Source organism: Staphylococcus lugdunensis, assembly GCF_001558775.1.
Taxonomy (GTDB): Bacteria; Bacillota; Bacilli; order Staphylococcales; family Staphylococcaceae; genus Staphylococcus; species Staphylococcus lugdunensis.
In genome coordinates, this window is record NZ_CP014022.1 from 2,532,153 (window position 1) to 2,549,371 (window position 17,219).

Below are 17,219 nucleotides of genomic sequence, written 5' to 3' on the forward strand. Positions count from 1 at the left end.
ATACTTTCAAGCCTTCAATAATAAATTAACATTTAAGTTTTAAACAGCACAATGAAGTGTATTATAATGCATGCCAGAGGTTGAATGCAAAGCTTGATTTTTTATCTTGCGATGCCATATCAACCTCTGTTGTATTTCATGCCAATTTTAGCGTTAGGGTAAAGGCAAGTTAGGTACATAAGGAAGTTGGGGGTTATTCTTATGATTAGACGATATTTAAATTTTGTTAAGCCATATAAATATCGTATATTTGCAACGATTGTCATTGGAATAATAAAATTTGGTATACCAATGTTAATACCGCTGTTAATCAAATATGCGATTGATGGTGTGATTAATAATCATTCATTAACAGCACATCAAAAGGTTATGCATCTAAGTGTTGCCATTGGTATAGCACTCTTTATTTTTCTTATTATGCGACCACCTATTGAATATTTAAGACAATATTTAGCACAGTGGACCAGTAATAAGATTCTATATGACATTAGAAAACAATTATACAATCATTTACAGGCATTAAGCGCACGATTTTATGCAAATAATCAAGTGGGTCAAGTTATTTCAAGGGTTATTAATGATGTAGAACAAACCAAGGATTTTATTTTAACAGGACTAATGAATATTTGGTTAGATTGTATTACGATTATTATTGCGTTATCAATTATGTTCTTTTTAGATGTTAAATTAACATTAGCAGCCATTTTGATATTTCCGTTCTATATTTTGACAGTTTACTTTTTCTTCGGTAAATTGCGTTCTTTAACACGTGTACGATCACAAGCGCTTGCAGAAGTACAAGGCTTTCTACATGAACGTGTACAAGGCATGTCAGTGATAAAAAGTTTTGCAATTGAAGATAATGAGGCGAAAAATTTTGACAAAAAGAATACTCATTTTTTACAAAAAGCGTTCAAACACACGTCATGGAATGCTTATTCTTTTGCAGCGATTAATACCGTCACAGATTTGGGACCTATCATAGTGATTGGTGTAGGTTCCTATCTAGTTATTAATGGTTCAATTACAGTAGGAACACTAGCAGCGTTTGTTGGTTACTTAGAACAATTATTTGGACCTTTACGTCGTTTGGTATCATCATTTACCACGCTAACTCAAAGTTTTGCTTCAATGGACCGAGTGTTTCAACTTATAGATGAAGATTATGATATTAAAAATGGCCGAGGTGCTCAGCCAATTGAAATTAAACAGGGGCATATTGATTTAAGAAATGTAAGTTTTAAATATAATGACAATGAATCTTTGGTATTAAAAGATATTAATTTGTCCATTAACCGCGGAGAAACAGTTGCCTTTGTTGGTATGAGTGGTGGTGGTAAATCTACATTAATTAATTTAATTCCCAGATTTTATGATGTCACTGGTGGCGAAATCACTATAGATGGGCATAATGTTAAGGACTTTTTGACGGGAAGTTTAAGAAATCAAATTGGTTTAGTACAGCAAGATAATATACTATTTTCCGATTCAGTACGTGAAAATATATTATTAGGGCGTCCAGATGCTACTGAAGCAGAAATTATTGAAGCTGCAAAAATGGCTAATGCACATGATTTCATTTCTAAATTACCACAAGGATATGACACTGAGGTTGGTGAGCGCGGTGTTAAACTATCCGGCGGGCAAAAGCAACGCTTATCAATTGCACGCATATTTTTAAATAATCCACCAATATTAATCTTAGATGAAGCAACGAGCGCACTGGATCTTGAAAGCGAGGCTATTATACAAGACGCACTTGATGTTTTAAGTAAAGATCGTACAACATTGATCGTGGCACATCGTTTATCAACGATTACACATGCCGATAAAATCGTTGTATTACAAAATGGTGAAATTATAGAAACTGGTACGCATCAAGAATTAATAGCAAGACAAGGTGCATATGAACATTTATATAGCATTCAAGATCTGTAAAAATTAAAGAATAATGTGTTGATAATAAAAATGGCAATTTCTACATTTGTAATAGAAATTGCCATTTTCTTTGAATAGAAAATATTTAAATAGTTAAAACGTTAGTAAATAAATTTTAAAATGCTTAATTTATATTGTTAAAGCGTATCTTCATTTATACATCAAAGTCTTCATCAACTATGTCAATATCCGCATCAGTACGATGATACGTAAAATAGCTTAATCTGAGACGATCTAGATGCTCTAAATGATATCGATACTCTTCAATCGCAGCGATAATCTGCATTAAATTAGAATAAGAATATTTTGTTTGATAGGGGTTTTGAATTAATTCCTGTTGAAATGCGAGCATTAAATCTTTCTTTTGAGGATTAATAATATTATTTTCAACATGCTCAATATTATAGCGTGCCTTTTTCGATAAACTACGCAAAATTTGTTCGTGATATTCAATTAATGCATCAATTTCAAGTTTAATTTGAAAGATTAAATTATAATTTAAATTATGCAAATCATTTTGATACCGTGTCATTCGGTTTAACACTTCATACGCTTGCCGTGTGGTACTAACCACTTCCTTGAAAAGGATTTTCTTTCTATTCTGTTGAAATACATGTTTTTTCGTAAGTGGTCGTTCTTCATTATAGTAATCATATATTTGTTCAAGCCTATTTAAGCGTGTTTTTATTTGATCATTATCTTGTTTAATTTGATGATAATCTGAAGTGTCATTTAGTACCAATCTAAACCATACAAAAATGTCAGATGTTAATTTTACGGAATAATGATAAATTTTAGTTTCGAATTTTGGTGGTAAGAAAATAAGATTTACTATTGATGCACTTAACACACCTATCATTACTAATATAAATCTAAAAGTAGCTGCCACATAAAATGAACCAGTATGTTGTCCCATGATAATTAAGGCAGTCACACTTGCAAGTGTAGCAACGTGTGCCAAGTTGATTTTATATAAAATAGCGATTAATAAGATAACGGTAATGCCCATAATAACAATATTTTTACCAAAAACTACTACCACTATGACTGCCAGCAATGCACCAATAAAGTTTCCCATAGCTTGCTCAGAAATTGTCTTAACAGAACGATGGATATTGGGTTGCATTGCAACAACTGCACTGATACCAGCGACAGATTTAAATCCAACGTCATTAGGTAAAAAAGAAGTGATGAATAGGGCAAGTATTATGGCAATACCTGTCTTTAAGATACGGGCTCCTAGCTTCAAAGGTCATACTCCTTTATTTTTATATATTAAATATGAGTTATATATGTTATACACTGACGAGGATTAATTTTCAAGTTTATTTCATTTGACTAAAGGCATAATCAGCTGCTTCTAATGTCTTGTCAATATCTTCTTCAGTATGTTCAGTAGTTAGGAACCATGCTTCAAATTTAGATGGAGCTAAATTAATACCTTGATTAAGCATTAATTTGAAGAATTTACCAAATGCTTCACCATCTGATCTTTCGACTTGCTCATAATGCGTTATTTTTTCGTTCGTAAAATATAGTGTTAGTGAACCATAAACACGATTAATAGTAGCTGTAATATCGTGCTTATCGATGAGTTTTAATAAGCCATCTTCTAAGCGTTTACCTAGACGATCAAGTTTTTCATAAACACCATCTTGTTCTAGAACTTCCAATAGAGCAATACCTGCACGCATTGATAAAGGATTCCCTGCCATTGTACCTGCTTGGTAAGCCGGTCCTAATGGTGCGACGTGTTCCATAATGTCTTGTCGACCACCGTATCCTCCAATCGGTAACCCACCACCAATGATTTTACCAAATGCAGTTAAATCGGGATATACGTTAAGTAAATCTTGTGCGGCTCCATAATGGAAGCGAAATGCTGTAATAACCTCATCATAGATAACTAAAGCTCCATAATCATGTGTGATTTTATTCACTTCTTCTAAAAAGCCAGGTTGCGGTTCAACCATACCAAAATTACCCACAATTGGTTCGACTAATACAGCAGCGATTTGATCACCCCAATGCGACATTGCTTCTTTATATGAATCAATGTCATTAAAAGGCACGGTTATAACTTCTTTTGCAACACTCTCTGGCACTCCAGCAGAATCAGGAGAACCTAGTTGAGAAGGGCCACTTCCTGCAGCAACTAAAACGAGATCAGAATGACCGTGATAAGAACCGGCAAACTTAATTATTTTATCTCGTTTAGTGTAAGCACGAGCGACACGAATTGTCGTCATCACAGCTTCAGTGCCAGAATTAACGAAACGTATTTTTTCAAGAGATGGAATAGCTTCACGTAATTTTTTACTAAATTCAATCTCTAATTCTGTAGGTGTACCATAAAGCACGCCTTTTGCAGCTTGATCCTGTATAGCTTCAGTAATATGTGGATGTGCATGTCCAGTGATAATTGGTCCATAGGCTTGAAGATAATCAATGAATTTATTGCCATCTACATCATACAAATATGCGCCATGACCTTCTTTCATTACAACTGGTGCGCCACCTCCTACTGCTTTGTAGGAACGAGAAGGTGAGTTTACGCCACCTAAAATATATTCATTTGATAACTTCTGAAGTCGTTCACTTTCTGTGAATTTCATGTTCTATCAACCTCTTTTAATTTAATATTTTCAACTAATATCGTATCATAAATAATAACTAAAAAAAGAATAGGTGATTAAATGTTAGAAAAAGGACAACGTTTCCCACATTTTTCATTGAAAAACCAGAATGGAGTAAGCATTTCAAATAAAGATTTAAAAGGTCAAAAGGCAGTACTTTATTTTTACCCAAGAGATAATACGCCAACGTGTACAACAGAAGCTTGTGATTTTCGTGACAATTTAGCTTTTTTTAATGATTTAGATATACAAGTATTTGGAATTAGTGGAGATAGTGAGCAAAAACACCGTAATTTCATAAATAAACATCATTTGAATTTTGATTTACTCGTAGATAAAGACTATGAACTTGCGAAAGAAGTAGGTGTTTATCAGTTAAAAAAATCTTTTGGAAAGGAAAGTATGGGGATTGTAAGAACAACGTTTATTATTGATGAGCAAGGTATCATATTAGATGTTATTGAAAAGGTTAAAGTCAAAAATCAAATGGCTGAATTAAAAAATATTTTGGGGTGATTAAGTTGAAAGTAGTAGGATTGAAGCGCTTGGGTAAACTAGAGCAACATTTAGTTAATAAATACCAACAAATTGAATTTCAATTTTATGCACAAGCAGCCGATATACCAGAAGAGGAACGACAGAATATTGACATCTTAATTGGCTATGATGGACAAGTAGATCAGTCCTTTTTAGAAAGCTGTCCCAATTTAAAATGGATTGCTTGGTATGCAACAGGGGTTAATTCTCTTCCATTGAACTATATACTTCAACGAGGCATTCAACTGACAAATACAAGAGGTGTTCAAGCTAAACAATTAGCCGAGTATATTGTTACATTTATCTTGGATGATTATAAAAATATGCGTAAATCTTATTATAATCAACGCCATCATATATATGATTCTACAATCACTGGTAAAAGAGTTAGTGGCTCAACCATATTATTTCTAGGGACAGGTGCTATTGCGCAAGCAGCAGCACAATTATTAAGACCGTTTAATCCTGAAATAATAGGTATTAATCGATCAAATAGTTTAGTTGATTACTTTGATGATATTTATGTAATCACAGAATTATATAATGTAATAAACAAAGCTGACATTATTATAAATACGCTTCCCGAAACTGAAGAAACATATCATTTATTGAAGCGGAAACATTTTGAGTATATGAAAGATAATGCATTATTTATTAATGTTGGCAGAGGAACCATAATAAAAGAAAATGATTTGTTAGAGGTAATGGAGAATAATTTGATAAGACACGCATATTTAGACGTTTTCGAACATGAGCCTTTATCAGCTGACCATCCATTATATGATTTAGATAATGTAACTATCACTGCACACATTACTGGCAATGATTACAATAATAAAATAGATGCAACAAAGATATTTGAACGAAATTTAGATCATTTTCTCAATAATGGAAAACTAATTGAGAATACTGTTAATGCTAAGAATGGGTATTAACCTTAGAAGAAGAGATAAACAATTGACTTTTTTAACTATATAAAGTTATATTAATATTAAGTAATAATAATTATTAAATAGAAAGATGGTGAAATTATGAGTGCAGATATAGAATCAATTGATCATGAATTGGAAGAATCAATTACAGAGCTGAGAAAAGCAGGTGTGCGAATTACACCTCAAAGACAAGCTATCATTCGTTATCTAATTTCTTCACATACACATCCAACTGCCGATGAAATTTACCAAGCACTTTCACCAGATTTTCCTAATATCAGTGTTGCAACGATATATAATAATTTAAGAGTGTTTAAAAATATAGGTCTAGTTAAAGAGCTAACATATGGTGATGCTTCTAGTCGTTTTGATTTTAATACACACAACCATTACCATGTTATTTGTGAAAAATGTGGAAAAATCGTTGACTTTCATTATCCACAACTAGATGAGGTAGAACAGTTAGCGCAGCATGTGACAGATTTTGATGTTACGCATCATAGAATGGAAATCTATGGCATTTGTAAAGAATGTAAAGAAAGTGAAACCAATCAATAAGATTTATATATGGCGGACAAAATAGCTTGATGAATACTTTCAATGGTTAAACTGATAACTGAGCAGTGTTTATCACATAAGTAGTTGTTATATATAATTAAAATGACTTTTAACAAAGATAGAACAGCTGGGACTTATATCCTAAAAATTTAGCCAGTAAATGAGGGTTTTGTAACTTCATTTACTGGCTTCTTTGTTAATAATACTTGTATTATTGGTTCGCTTGCATAGGCGATAGATTCAGCTAGCCAAGCTTGCTTTGTTAGAAAAACTATTTTAGTCAGTTTTTCTTTGCTTGGGAATTCGACTTACTTTGCTTGCTGAAATACGCTTCACATTTTTATTGTTGGGGACCCTGTCTTTTCCCTCAAGTGTCTCGCCCAAATAAGGCGTATTTATATGTGACTTTACATTTAAAAGCTTGATTAACCAAAGAATTTTCGTATTATTTAACCAGCGTCACGTAACTAAATAAACGAAGTTCTTTACTTATAAAATCTATACATGACTCAATTTGTGTGAGTATTTAATAGAAACCTTAGTTTTAATACTTTCAACTAACACTAAGCTCTAAAAAGAGGATAATATCAAATTTAGCAAGTTGTAAAAAATAGCTATTATACATTTTGGTTAGATTAATACTCTTCTGAAGAAAAAGTAAACAAAAATTACTGATATTAATAATTGACGTAGATGTCTTTAATTGATATTATTAAAAAGTCGTCAAAATACGATAGATAGCAATGTTGCTTCTTAACAATTTTAATATGATGTTAAGAAAGTGTAATTTTGACTATTGAACTTTAGATCAAAACAATATAACATATTGATTGTTGATTTAAACAAAGTCAATTGAGCCAAAAAATATTGACACAGATTGTTTATTTCGATACAATAATAAAATGTAAGTAAAAAATTTGAACATTGAAAACTGAATGACAATATGTCAACGTTAATTCCAATAATGTAACGAAACGTTACAAAGATTTAATTAGTATTTATGAGCTAATCAAACATCATAATTTTTTATGGAGAGTTTGATCCTGGCTCAGGATGAACGCTGGCGGCGTGCCTAATACATGCAAGTCGAGCGAACAGATAAGGAGCTTGCTCCTTTGACGTTAGCGGCGGACGGGTGAGTAACACGTGGGTAACCTACCTATAAGACTGGGACAACTTCGGGAAACCGGAGCTAATACCGGACAATATGTTGAACCGCATGGTTCAATAGTGAAAGATGGTTTTGCTATCACTTATAGATGGACCCGCGCCGTATTAGCTAGTTGGTGAGGTAACGGCTCACCAAGGCAACGATACGTAGCCGACCTGAGAGGGTGATCGGCCACACTGGAACTGAGACACGGTCCAGACTCCTACGGGAGGCAGCAGTAGGGAATCTTCCGCAATGGGCGAAAGCCTGACGGAGCAACGCCGCGTGAGTGATGAAGGTCTTAGGATCGTAAAACTCTGTTATTAGGGAAGAACAAACGTGTAAGTAACTGTGCACGTCTTGACGGTACCTAATCAGAAAGCCACGGCTAACTACGTGCCAGCAGCCGCGGTAATACGTAGGTGGCAAGCGTTATCCGGAATTATTGGGCGTAAAGCGCGCGTAGGCGGTTTTTTAAGTCTGATGTGAAAGCCCACGGCTCAACCGTGGAGGGTCATTGGAAACTGGAAAACTTGAGTGCAGAAGAGGAAAGTGGAATTCCATGTGTAGCGGTGAAATGCGCAGAGATATGGAGGAACACCAGTGGCGAAGGCGACTTTCTGGTCTGTAACTGACGCTGATGTGCGAAAGCGTGGGGATCAAACAGGATTAGATACCCTGGTAGTCCACGCCGTAAACGATGAGTGCTAAGTGTTAGGGGGTTTCCGCCCCTTAGTGCTGCAGCTAACGCATTAAGCACTCCGCCTGGGGAGTACGACCGCAAGGTTGAAACTCAAAGGAATTGACGGGGACCCGCACAAGCGGTGGAGCATGTGGTTTAATTCGAAGCAACGCGAAGAACCTTACCAAATCTTGACATCCTTTGACCGCTCTAGAGATAGAGTCTTCCCCTTCGGGGGACAAAGTGACAGGTGGTGCATGGTTGTCGTCAGCTCGTGTCGTGAGATGTTGGGTTAAGTCCCGCAACGAGCGCAACCCTTAAGCTTAGTTGCCATCATTTAGTTGGGCACTCTAAGTTGACTGCCGGTGACAAACCGGAGGAAGGTGGGGATGACGTCAAATCATCATGCCCCTTATGATTTGGGCTACACACGTGCTACAATGGACAATACAAAGGGCAGCGAAACCGCGAGGTCAAGCAAATCCCATAAAGTTGTTCTCAGTTCGGATTGTAGTCTGCAACTCGACTACATGAAGCTGGAATCGCTAGTAATCGTAGATCAGCATGCTACGGTGAATACGTTCCCGGGTCTTGTACACACCGCCCGTCACACCACGAGAGTTTGTAACACCCGAAGCCGGTGGAGTAACCATTCGGAGCTAGCCGTCGAAGGTGGGACAAATGATTGGGGTGAAGTCGTAACAAGGTAGCCGTATCGGAAGGTGCGGCTGGATCACCTCCTTTCTAAGGATATATTCGGAACATCTTCTACGAAGATGCGGAATAGCGTGACATATTGTATTCAGTTTTGAATGTTTATATTCAATTTTTAATGGGCCTATAGCTCAGCTGGTTAGAGCGCACGCCTGATAAGCGTGAGGTCGGTGGTTCGAGTCCACTTAGGCCCACCATTAAAAATTGGGGGCTTAGCTCAGCTGGGAGAGCGCCTGCTTTGCACGCAGGAGGTCAGCGGTTCGATCCCGCTAGTCTCCACCATTATTTGTACATTGAAAACTAGATAAGTAAGTAAATTAGATTTTACCAAGCAAAACCGAGTGAATTAGAGTTTTAAATAAGCTTGAATTCATAAGAAATAATCGCTAGTGTTCGAAAGAACACTCACAAGATTAATAACACATACACACTTATATAATTTTGAAAGAAAACGTTTGTCAGGCGAGGCTTTGAAGCATTTCTAAGCGCAGTTTACTAATGTAAATGAGCATTAGAAATGATGAAACAACAAAGCATGCGAGCGTTTGACTCAAAATGAATGAGCTTTAAAAGAAATCGTTTTCAGATAATGAGTTGAACCATTTTGAAGCGCAGTTTACTAATGTAAATGAGCATTTAAAATGGTGAAACGAAGCCATATGAATGCGATTGACTTAAAGCGCAGTGTGGAAGATTAAGTTATTAAGGGCGCACGGTGGATGCCTTGGCACTAGAAGCCGATGAAGGACGTTACTAACGACGATATGCTTTGGGTAGCTGTAAGTAAGCATTGATCCAGAGATTTCCGAATGGGGAAACCCAGCACAAGTTATGTTGTGTTATCGACATGTGAATACATAGCATGTTAGAAGGCAGACCCGGAGAACTGAAACATCTTAGTACCCGGAGGAAGAGAAAGAAAAATCGATTCCCTGAGTAGCGGCGAGCGAAACGGGAAGAGCCCAAACCAATAAGCTTGCTTATTGGGGTTGTAGGACACTCTATACGGAGTTACAAAGGAATATATTAGACGAATCATCTGGAAAGATGAATCAAAGAAGGTAATAATCCTGTAGTTGAAAATATATTCTCTCTTGAGTGGATCCTGAGTACGACGGAGCACGTGAAATTCCGTCGGAATCTGGGAGGACCATCTCCTAAGGCTAAATACTCTCTAGTGACCGATAGTGAACCAGTACCGTGAGGGAAAGGTGAAAAGTACCCCGGAAGGGGAGTGAAAGAGAACTTGAAACCGTGTGCTTACAAGTAGTCAGAGCCCGTTAATGGGTGATGGCGTGCCTTTTGTAGAATGAACCGGCGAGTTACGATTTGATGCAAGGTTAAGCAGGAAATGTGGAGCCGTAGCGAAAGCGAGTCTGAATAGGGCGTTGAGTATTTGGTCGTAGACCCGAAACCAGGTGATCTACCCTTGGTCAGGTTGAAGTTCAGGTAACACTGAATGGAGGACCGAACCGACTTACGTTGAAAAGTGAGCGGATGAACTGAGGGTAGCGGAGAAATTCCAATCGAACTTGGAGATAGCTGGTTCTCTCCGAAATAGCTTTAGGGCTAGCCTCAAGTGATGATTATTGGAGGTAGAGCACTGTTTGGACGAGGGGCCCCTCTCGGGTTACCGAATTCAGACAAACTCCGAATGCCAATTAATTTAACTTGGGAGTCAGAACATGGGTGATAAGGTCCGTGTTCGAAAGGGAAACAGCCCAGACCACCAGCTAAGGTCCCAAAATATATGTTAAGTGGAAAAGGATGTGGCGTTGCCCAGACAACTAGGATGTTGGCTTAGAAGCAGCCATCATTTAAAGAGTGCGTAATAGCTCACTAGTCGAGTGACACTGCGCCGAAAATGTACCGGGGCTAAACATATTACCGAAGCTGTGGATTGTCCTTTGGACAATGGTAGGAGAGCGTTCTAAGGGCGTTGAAGCATGATCGCAAGGACATGTGGAGCGCTTAGAAGTGAGAATGCCGGTGTGAGTAGCGAAAGACGGGTGAGAATCCCGTCCACCGATTGACTAAGGTTTCCAGAGGAAGGCTCGTCCGCTCTGGGTTAGTCGGGTCCTAAGCTGAGGCCGACAGGCGTAGGCGATGGATAACAGGTTGATATTCCTGTACCACCTAGTATCGTTTTAATCGATGGGGGGACACAGTAGGATAGGCGAAGCGTACGATTGGATTGTACGTCTAAGCAGTGAGACTGAGTGTTAGGTAAATCCGGCACTCATAAGGTCAAGCTGTGATGGGGAGAGGAAATTGTTTCCTTGAGTCGTTGATTTCACACTGCCAAGAAAAGCCTCTAGATAGATAACAGGTGCCCGTACCGCAAACCGACACAGGTAGTCAAGATGAGAATTCTAAGGTGAGCGAGCGAACTCTCGTTAAGGAACTCGGCAAAATGACCCCGTAACTTCGGGAGAAGGGGTGCTCTTTAGGGTGCAAGCCCAGAAGAGCCGCAGTGAATAGGCCCAAGCGACTGTTTATCAAAAACACAGGTCTCTGCTAAACCGTAAGGTGATGTATAGGGGCTGACGCCTGCCCGGTGCTGGAAGGTTAAGAGGAGTGGTTAGCTTCTGCGAAGCTACGAATCGAAGCCCCAGTAAACGGCGGCCGTAACTATAACGGTCCTAAGGTAGCGAAATTCCTTGTCGGGTAAGTTCCGACCCGCACGAAAGGCGTAACGATTTGGGCACTGTCTCAACGAGAGACTCGGTGAAATCATAGTACCTGTGAAGATGCAGGTTACCCGCGACAGGACGGAAAGACCCCGTGGAGCTTTACTGTAGCCTGATATTGAAATTCGGCACAGCTTGTACAGGATAGGTAGGAGCCATTGAAACGTGAGCGCTAGCTTACGTGGAGGCGCTGGTGGGATACTACCCTAGCTGTGTTGGCTTTCTAACCCGCACCACTTATCGTGGTGGGAGACAGTGTCAGGCGGGCAGTTTGACTGGGGCGGTCGCCTCCTAAAAGGTAACGGAGGCGCTCAAAGGTTCCCTCAGAATGGTTGGAAATCATTCATAGAGTGTAAAGGCATAAGGGAGCTTGACTGCGAGACCTACAAGTCGAGCAGGGTCGAAAGACGGACTTAGTGATCCGGTGGTTCCGCATGGAAGGGCCATCGCTCAACGGATAAAAGCTACCCCGGGGATAACAGGCTTATCTCCCCCAAGAGTTCACATCGACGGGGAGGTTTGGCACCTCGATGTCGGCTCATCGCATCCTGGGGCTGTAGTCGGTCCCAAGGGTTGGGCTGTTCGCCCATTAAAGCGGTACGCGAGCTGGGTTCAGAACGTCGTGAGACAGTTCGGTCCCTATCCGTCGTGGGCGTAGGAAATTTGAGAGGAGCTGTCCTTAGTACGAGAGGACCGGGATGGACATACCTCTGGTGTACCAGTTGTCGTGCCAACGGCATAGCTGGGTAGCTATGTATGGACGGGATAAGTGCTGAAAGCATCTAAGCATGAAGCCCCCCTCAAGATGAGATTTCCCAACTTCGGTTATAAGATCCCTCAAAGATGATGAGGTTAATAGGTTCGAGGTGGAAGCGTGGCGACACGTGGAGCTGACGAATACTAATCGATCGAAGACTTAATCAAATATATGTTTTGCGACGCAAAATCAATTTTACTTACTATCTAGTTTTGAATGTATAACATTCACTTGTCTGGTGATAATGGCAAGGAGGTCACACCTGTTCCCATGCCGAACACAGAAGTTAAGCTCCTTAGCGCCGATGGTAGTCGGACTTACGTTCCGCTAGAGTAGGACGTTGCCAGGCAAGTTATATTGGAGAATTAGCTCAGCTGGGAGAGCATCTGCCTTACAAGCAGAGGGTCGGCGGTTCGAACCCGTCATTCTCCACCATTTTAATAGCCGGCCTAGCTCAATTGGCAGAGCAACTGACTTGTAATCAGTAGGTTGGGGGTTCGATTCCTCTGGCCGGCACCATTTTAACTTAATAGAGCCATTAGCTCAGTTGGTAGAGCATCTGACTTTTAATCAGAGGGTCAGAGGTTCGAATCCTCTATGGCTCACCATTTATACGCGGGTGTGGCGGAATTGGCAGACGCACTAGACTTAGGATCTAGCGCCTTACGGCGTGGGGGTTCGACTCCCTTCACCCGCATATGCAGAAGTAGTTCAGCGGTAGAATACAACCTTGCCAAGGTTGGGGTCGCGGGTTCGAATCCCGTCTTCTGCTCCATTATTTTGCCGGGGTGGCGGAACTGGCAGACGCACAGGACTTAAAATCCTGCGGTGAGAGATCACCGTACCGGTTCGATTCCGGTCCTCGGCACCATCAATATCCTTATTATCACTATGCGCCCGTAGCTCAACTGGATAGAGCGTTTGACTACGGATCAAGAGGTTATGGGTTCGACTCCTATCGGGCGCGCTTACTTATAACGGGAAGTAGCTCAGCTTGGTAGAGCACTTGGTTTGGGACCAAGGGGTCGTAGGTTCGAATCCTGTCTTCCCGATATAAAAAAGATAATAATTGATAAAGTAAGATAATATTTATATGGGGGCTTAGCTCAGCTGGGAGAGCGCCTGCTTTGCACGCAGGAGGTCAGCGGTTCGATCCCGCTAGTCTCCACCATATAAAACTAAATAAAGGCGGTGTAGCTCAGCTGGCTAGAGCGTACGGTTCATACCCGTGAGGTCGGGGGTTCGATCCCCTCCACCGCCACTATTTAATTAATATTGAATTATATTTAGGACCTTTAGCTCAGTTGGTTAGAGCTAACGGCTCATAACCGTTCGGTCGCAGGTTCGAGTCCTGCAAGGTCCATATAATTTTGGAGGAATACCCAAGTCCGGCTGAAGGGATCGGTCTTGAAAACCGACAGGAGCTTAACGGCTCGCGGGGGTTCGAATCCCTCTTCCTCCGTATTTATTTTGGTCTCGTAGTGTAGCGGTTAACACGCCTGCCTGTCACGCAGGAGATCGCGGGTTCGATTCCCGTCGAGACCGCCATTTTAAAATTATATATTGTAAGACTTATAATAATTGGAGGAATACCCAAGTCCGGCTGAAGGGATCGGTCTTGAAAACCGACAGGGGCTTAACGGCCCGCGGGGGTTCGAATCCCTCTTCCTCCGCCATTTATTATTATCGCGGGATGGAGCAGTTCGGTAGCTCGTCGGGCTCATAACCCGAAGGTCGGTGGTTCAAATCCGCCTCCCGCAATTATTTATTTGGTCTCGTAGTGTAGCGGTTAACACGCCTGCCTGTCACGCAGGAGATCGCGGGTTCGATTCCCGTCGAGACCGCCATTACTTTTTATTATGGTTCAGTAGCTCAGTTGGTAGAGCAATGGATTGAAGCTCCATGTGTCGGCAGTTCGACTCTGTCCTGAACCATTTTATACAAGCCGGCCTAGCTCAATTGGCAGAGCAACTGACTTGTAATCAGTAGGTTGGGGGTTCGATTCCTCTGGCCGGCGCCATTTGGAGGGGTAGCGAAGTGGCTAAACGCGGCGGACTGTAAATCCGCTCCTTCGGGTTCGGCAGTTCGAATCTGCCCCCCTCCATATTTTTAAATAGGGGCATAGTTCAACGGTAGAATAGAGGTCTCCAAAACCTTTGATGTGGGTTCGATTCCTACTGCCCCTGCCATGGCGGTTGTGGCGAAGTGGTTAACGCATCGGATTGTGGTTCCGACACTCGAGGGTTCGATTCCCTTCAACCGCCCTTATTATTAATGGGCTATAGCCAAGCGGTAAGGCAACGGACTTTGACTCCGTCACGCGCTGGTTCGAATCCAGCTAGCCCAGTTATTGGCGGCATAGCCAAGTGGTAAGGCAGAGGTCTGCAAAACCTTTATCACCGGTTCAAATCCGGTTGCCGCCTCCAGGTTATGCGGGAGTAGTTCAACTTTTAGAACACATTCCTTCCCGGAATGAGGTATAGGTGTAAATCCTATCTTCCGCTCCAATTTAAAACCTTATATGCGGGAGTAGTTCAACTCTTAGAATACATTTCTTCCTGAAATGAGATATAGGTGCAAATCCTATCTTCCGCTCCATTTTTAAACTTATGCGGGAGTAGTTCAACTTTTAGAACACATTCCTTCCCGGAATGAGATATAGGTGTAAATCCTATCTTCCGCTCCAATATTGCTTCCAACAGGAAGTTTTTTATTTATAACTGTGCCGGCGTGGCGGAATTGGCAGACGCGCGGGACTCAAAATCCCGTTCCTTTATTGGAGTGTCGGTTCGACCCCGACCGCCGGTATATTGACCTCTAAACATTGTAGTGTTTAGAGGTTTTTTATTATGTGAAAAATTCAAATGAAATCCTAATAAGTCATAAAGCTATTTTGCGACGATAGTTCATAGACCATATATTGAAATAGAGCCAACTGTTGAGCATATTTCTGTAGTAATGATTCTTTGCCAAAACTTGTAGTAACAAAATTTTTTACATATTTTTAAGCGGGATTGTAACTAGTAGCTTTCCCTCGACTTGTGCAATTATATTATCATTGGAAACCTAAAACTTTTGATCAATTTTTACTTAGATATGATAGAAAGATATTATAAAAAGTTTGAGAAATCATTATAAATTGATACTTACAGGTAATTAAACCTTAGTACAAGATATACAATTTTATAAAGGTAATACTAAATTGGAATAAGATATTGTAATTTTTAAGAGTTGCTAGTGAAATGGAATATTTGGTTAATCAGTCATTATCTTTGTTGAATTAGCTAATAAAGACGTTATAGTCTTAGAATTGAGGTCCTGTTTATATCACTATATTTGATTTTTTACGATTAATGAAAATTTTGGTTGTTTAATGCCGATGAGTATAATATTATTAATCTAATGTAATTATTGGAGGTTTGAAATGACTAAACAACATGTTAATGTAAAAGGTTTCTTTAGTAATATATTGAATGCTGTAGGGGCCGGAGTAGTTATTGCGCTGTTGCCTAATGCCTTATTGGGGGAGTTATTAAAGCTATTTAAGGATGATTACCAATTTTTGGGTATGATTTTTCAATTGGTTACTGTTATACAATCATTTATGGCATTTATAATAGGTGTTTTAGCAGCACATCAATTTAAATTTAATGGTGCTGGTGCTACGCTGATTGGAACTTCTGCAATGTTAGGTTCTGGTGCGATACATATTACAACTAGTGGGGTTACCTTAAAAGGTATCGGCGATATAATTAATGTTATTTTAGTAGTAATTGTTGCTTGTTTTTTATATTTAATTTTTCAGAATAAATTTGGATCTTTAGAGATGATTATTTTACCTGTTGCCATACCTGTTTTAAGCGGTATATTTGGCTTGTATACTTTACCGTATGTTCAAACTATAACTAAGGCATTAGGTCATATGATTAATTCATTTACTGAACTTAATCCATTGCTGATGTCTATTCTGATTTGTGTCACGTATTCATTATTAATGGTTACACCGATTTCTTTAGTAGCTATTGCAACGGCTATTAGTTTAGATGGTTTGGGAAGTGGTGCGGCTAATATGGGTATAGTAGCAGCTTGCGTAACTTTCATATTTGGCTCATTAAGGGTAAATTCAGCGGGTGTCAATATTGTATTGTTAATCGGTGCAGCAAAAATGATGATACCAGTTTATTTAAAACATCTTATCATTATGATTCCTTTAGCTATTAATGGCGTAATTGGTGGAGTAATTGCTTATTCGATTGGTATAAAAGGGACACCGCTTTCTGCAGGATTTGGTTATACAGGATTAGTAGGGCCAATAAATGCATTAAATCGTATGACTGGCGATGTAACTATGAATATAATCTTATTAGCGTTTGGTTATTTTATCATACCATTTGCTAGCGCATTTATTATACATGAATTATGCAAAAAATTCATTCCTGGTTATACTAACGATATTTATAGATTTGAAATTCCAAAGCAGTAATATTTGCTTATAAAGAGCATATATACAGAGATATAAAAGAGTACACAAGATGATTTGTTTCATTTTGTGTACTCTTTTTTTAAAAAAGCTATTGCATATATATTTATTTAAATGTATAATGATGAACATCGAAAAGGAGGGG

7 protein-coding genes, 29 tRNA genes and 3 rRNA genes are annotated in these 17,219 nt (G+C 39.5%); 37 read left to right on the top strand and 2 right to left on the bottom strand.

The window, feature by feature from the left end; all coding sequences use genetic code 11:
* The first annotated feature begins 201 nt into the window (after positions 1-201).
* Positions 202-1,938 carry an ABC transporter ATP-binding protein gene (locus AL499_RS11910; RefSeq protein ID WP_002492716.1) on the top strand — a complete coding sequence of 579 codons (1,737 nt, stop codon included), beginning with the start codon at positions 202-204 and terminating at the stop codon, positions 1,936-1,938.
* A 154-nt stretch (positions 1,939-2,092) separates the two neighbouring features.
* Here AL499_RS11910 and AL499_RS11915 read toward each other — a convergent pair whose 3' ends face one another.
* Positions 2,093-3,187, bottom strand: a complete 1,095-nt coding sequence (locus tag AL499_RS11915) for an FUSC family protein (RefSeq protein ID WP_002477970.1) — start codon at positions 3,185-3,187, stop codon at positions 2,093-2,095.
* A 76-nt stretch (positions 3,188-3,263) separates the two neighbouring features.
* The gene (locus tag AL499_RS11920; protein ID WP_002492704.1) at positions 3,264-4,553 is read right to left on the bottom strand and encodes a glutamate-1-semialdehyde 2,1-aminomutase; all 1,290 of its coding nucleotides are present in this window, start codon (positions 4,551-4,553) and stop codon (positions 3,264-3,266) included.
* Positions 4,554-4,634: 81 nt separating this feature from the next.
* Between AL499_RS11920 and bcp the strand changes: the two genes are divergently transcribed.
* The 36 genes from bcp (at position 4,635) to AL499_RS12095 (ending at position 17,077) form a co-directional block, all read left to right on the top strand.
* A complete protein-coding gene (gene bcp / locus AL499_RS11925) occupies positions 4,635-5,090 on the top strand; it encodes a thioredoxin-dependent thiol peroxidase (protein ID WP_002461308.1) in 456 nt (151 codons plus the stop codon).
* Between the two features lie 5 nt (positions 5,091-5,095).
* Positions 5,096-6,046, top strand: coding sequence for an NAD(P)-dependent oxidoreductase (locus AL499_RS11930; protein WP_002492736.1), 951 nt, complete (start codon positions 5,096-5,098; stop codon positions 6,044-6,046).
* Positions 6,047-6,142: 96 nt separating this feature from the next.
* Positions 6,143-6,601 (top strand): peroxide-responsive transcriptional repressor PerR, encoded by a 459-nt coding sequence (gene perR, locus AL499_RS11935; protein WP_002461305.1) that lies wholly within the window; start codon positions 6,143-6,145, stop codon positions 6,599-6,601.
* A 1,025-nt stretch (positions 6,602-7,626) separates the two neighbouring features.
* Positions 7,627-9,177: ribosomal RNA gene (locus AL499_RS11940) — 16S ribosomal RNA — on the top strand.
* 90 nt (positions 9,178-9,267) lie between these two features.
* Positions 9,268-9,344, top strand: a tRNA-Ile gene (locus AL499_RS11945).
* A gap of 9 nt (positions 9,345-9,353) precedes the next feature.
* Positions 9,354-9,429 (top strand) — tRNA-Ala (locus tag AL499_RS11950).
* A 410-nt stretch (positions 9,430-9,839) separates the two neighbouring features.
* Positions 9,840-12,761 (top strand): 23S ribosomal RNA (locus AL499_RS11955).
* 67 nt (positions 12,762-12,828) lie between these two features.
* A 5S ribosomal RNA gene (rrf, locus tag AL499_RS11960) occupies positions 12,829-12,943 on the top strand.
* Together the 16S, 23S and 5S rRNA genes with 29 tRNA genes alongside form the textbook arrangement of a ribosomal RNA operon.
* Positions 12,944-12,953: 10 nt before the next feature.
* Positions 12,954-13,029 (top strand) — tRNA-Val (locus AL499_RS11965).
* A gap of 8 nt (positions 13,030-13,037) precedes the next feature.
* A tRNA-Thr gene (locus AL499_RS11970) sits at positions 13,038-13,113 on the top strand.
* A 13-nt stretch (positions 13,114-13,126) separates the two neighbouring features.
* Positions 13,127-13,202 (top strand) — tRNA-Lys (locus AL499_RS11975).
* 7 nt (positions 13,203-13,209) lie between these two features.
* Positions 13,210-13,291, top strand: a tRNA-Leu gene (locus AL499_RS11980).
* A 3-nt stretch (positions 13,292-13,294) separates the two neighbouring features.
* Positions 13,295-13,369 (top strand) — tRNA-Gly (locus AL499_RS11985).
* Between the two features lie 7 nt (positions 13,370-13,376).
* Positions 13,377-13,465: transfer RNA gene (locus tag AL499_RS11990), tRNA-Leu, on the top strand.
* A gap of 22 nt (positions 13,466-13,487) precedes the next feature.
* Positions 13,488-13,561: transfer RNA gene (locus AL499_RS11995), tRNA-Arg, on the top strand.
* An 11-nt stretch (positions 13,562-13,572) separates the two neighbouring features.
* Positions 13,573-13,646: transfer RNA gene (locus tag AL499_RS12000), tRNA-Pro, on the top strand.
* 43 nt (positions 13,647-13,689) lie between these two features.
* Positions 13,690-13,765: transfer RNA gene (locus AL499_RS12005), tRNA-Ala, on the top strand.
* Between the two features lie 16 nt (positions 13,766-13,781).
* Positions 13,782-13,855: transfer RNA gene (locus AL499_RS12010), tRNA-Met, on the top strand.
* A gap of 28 nt (positions 13,856-13,883) precedes the next feature.
* Positions 13,884-13,957: transfer RNA gene (locus tag AL499_RS12015), tRNA-Ile, on the top strand.
* Between the two features lie 9 nt (positions 13,958-13,966).
* Positions 13,967-14,056 (top strand) — tRNA-Ser (locus tag AL499_RS12020).
* 10 nt (positions 14,057-14,066) lie between these two features.
* Positions 14,067-14,142: transfer RNA gene (locus tag AL499_RS12025), tRNA-Asp, on the top strand.
* 35 nt (positions 14,143-14,177) lie between these two features.
* A tRNA-Ser gene (locus tag AL499_RS12030) sits at positions 14,178-14,270 on the top strand.
* Between the two features lie 11 nt (positions 14,271-14,281).
* Positions 14,282-14,355, top strand: a tRNA-Met gene (locus AL499_RS12035).
* A 10-nt stretch (positions 14,356-14,365) separates the two neighbouring features.
* Positions 14,366-14,441, top strand: a tRNA-Asp gene (locus AL499_RS12040).
* A gap of 14 nt (positions 14,442-14,455) precedes the next feature.
* Positions 14,456-14,528 (top strand) — tRNA-Phe (locus AL499_RS12045).
* A gap of 10 nt (positions 14,529-14,538) precedes the next feature.
* A tRNA-Thr gene (locus AL499_RS12050) sits at positions 14,539-14,614 on the top strand.
* Positions 14,615-14,617: 3 nt separating this feature from the next.
* A tRNA-Tyr gene (locus tag AL499_RS12055) sits at positions 14,618-14,698 on the top strand.
* An 11-nt stretch (positions 14,699-14,709) separates the two neighbouring features.
* Positions 14,710-14,783, top strand: a tRNA-Trp gene (locus tag AL499_RS12060).
* A 2-nt stretch (positions 14,784-14,785) separates the two neighbouring features.
* Positions 14,786-14,858, top strand: a tRNA-His gene (locus tag AL499_RS12065).
* A gap of 11 nt (positions 14,859-14,869) precedes the next feature.
* Positions 14,870-14,941 (top strand) — tRNA-Gln (locus tag AL499_RS12070).
* A 5-nt stretch (positions 14,942-14,946) separates the two neighbouring features.
* Positions 14,947-15,020 (top strand) — tRNA-Cys (locus AL499_RS12075).
* A 6-nt stretch (positions 15,021-15,026) separates the two neighbouring features.
* Positions 15,027-15,101, top strand: a tRNA-Gly gene (locus tag AL499_RS12080).
* 16 nt (positions 15,102-15,117) lie between these two features.
* Positions 15,118-15,192, top strand: a tRNA-Gly gene (locus AL499_RS12610).
* Positions 15,193-15,205: 13 nt separating this feature from the next.
* Positions 15,206-15,280: transfer RNA gene (locus AL499_RS12085), tRNA-Gly, on the top strand.
* A gap of 38 nt (positions 15,281-15,318) precedes the next feature.
* Positions 15,319-15,402 (top strand) — tRNA-Leu (locus AL499_RS12090).
* 616 nt (positions 15,403-16,018) lie between these two features.
* The gene (locus AL499_RS12095) at positions 16,019-17,077 is read left to right on the top strand and encodes a PTS sugar transporter subunit IIC (RefSeq protein WP_002492602.1); all 1,059 of its coding nucleotides are present in this window, start codon (positions 16,019-16,021) and stop codon (positions 17,075-17,077) included.
* Positions 17,078-17,219 lie beyond the last annotated feature (142 nt).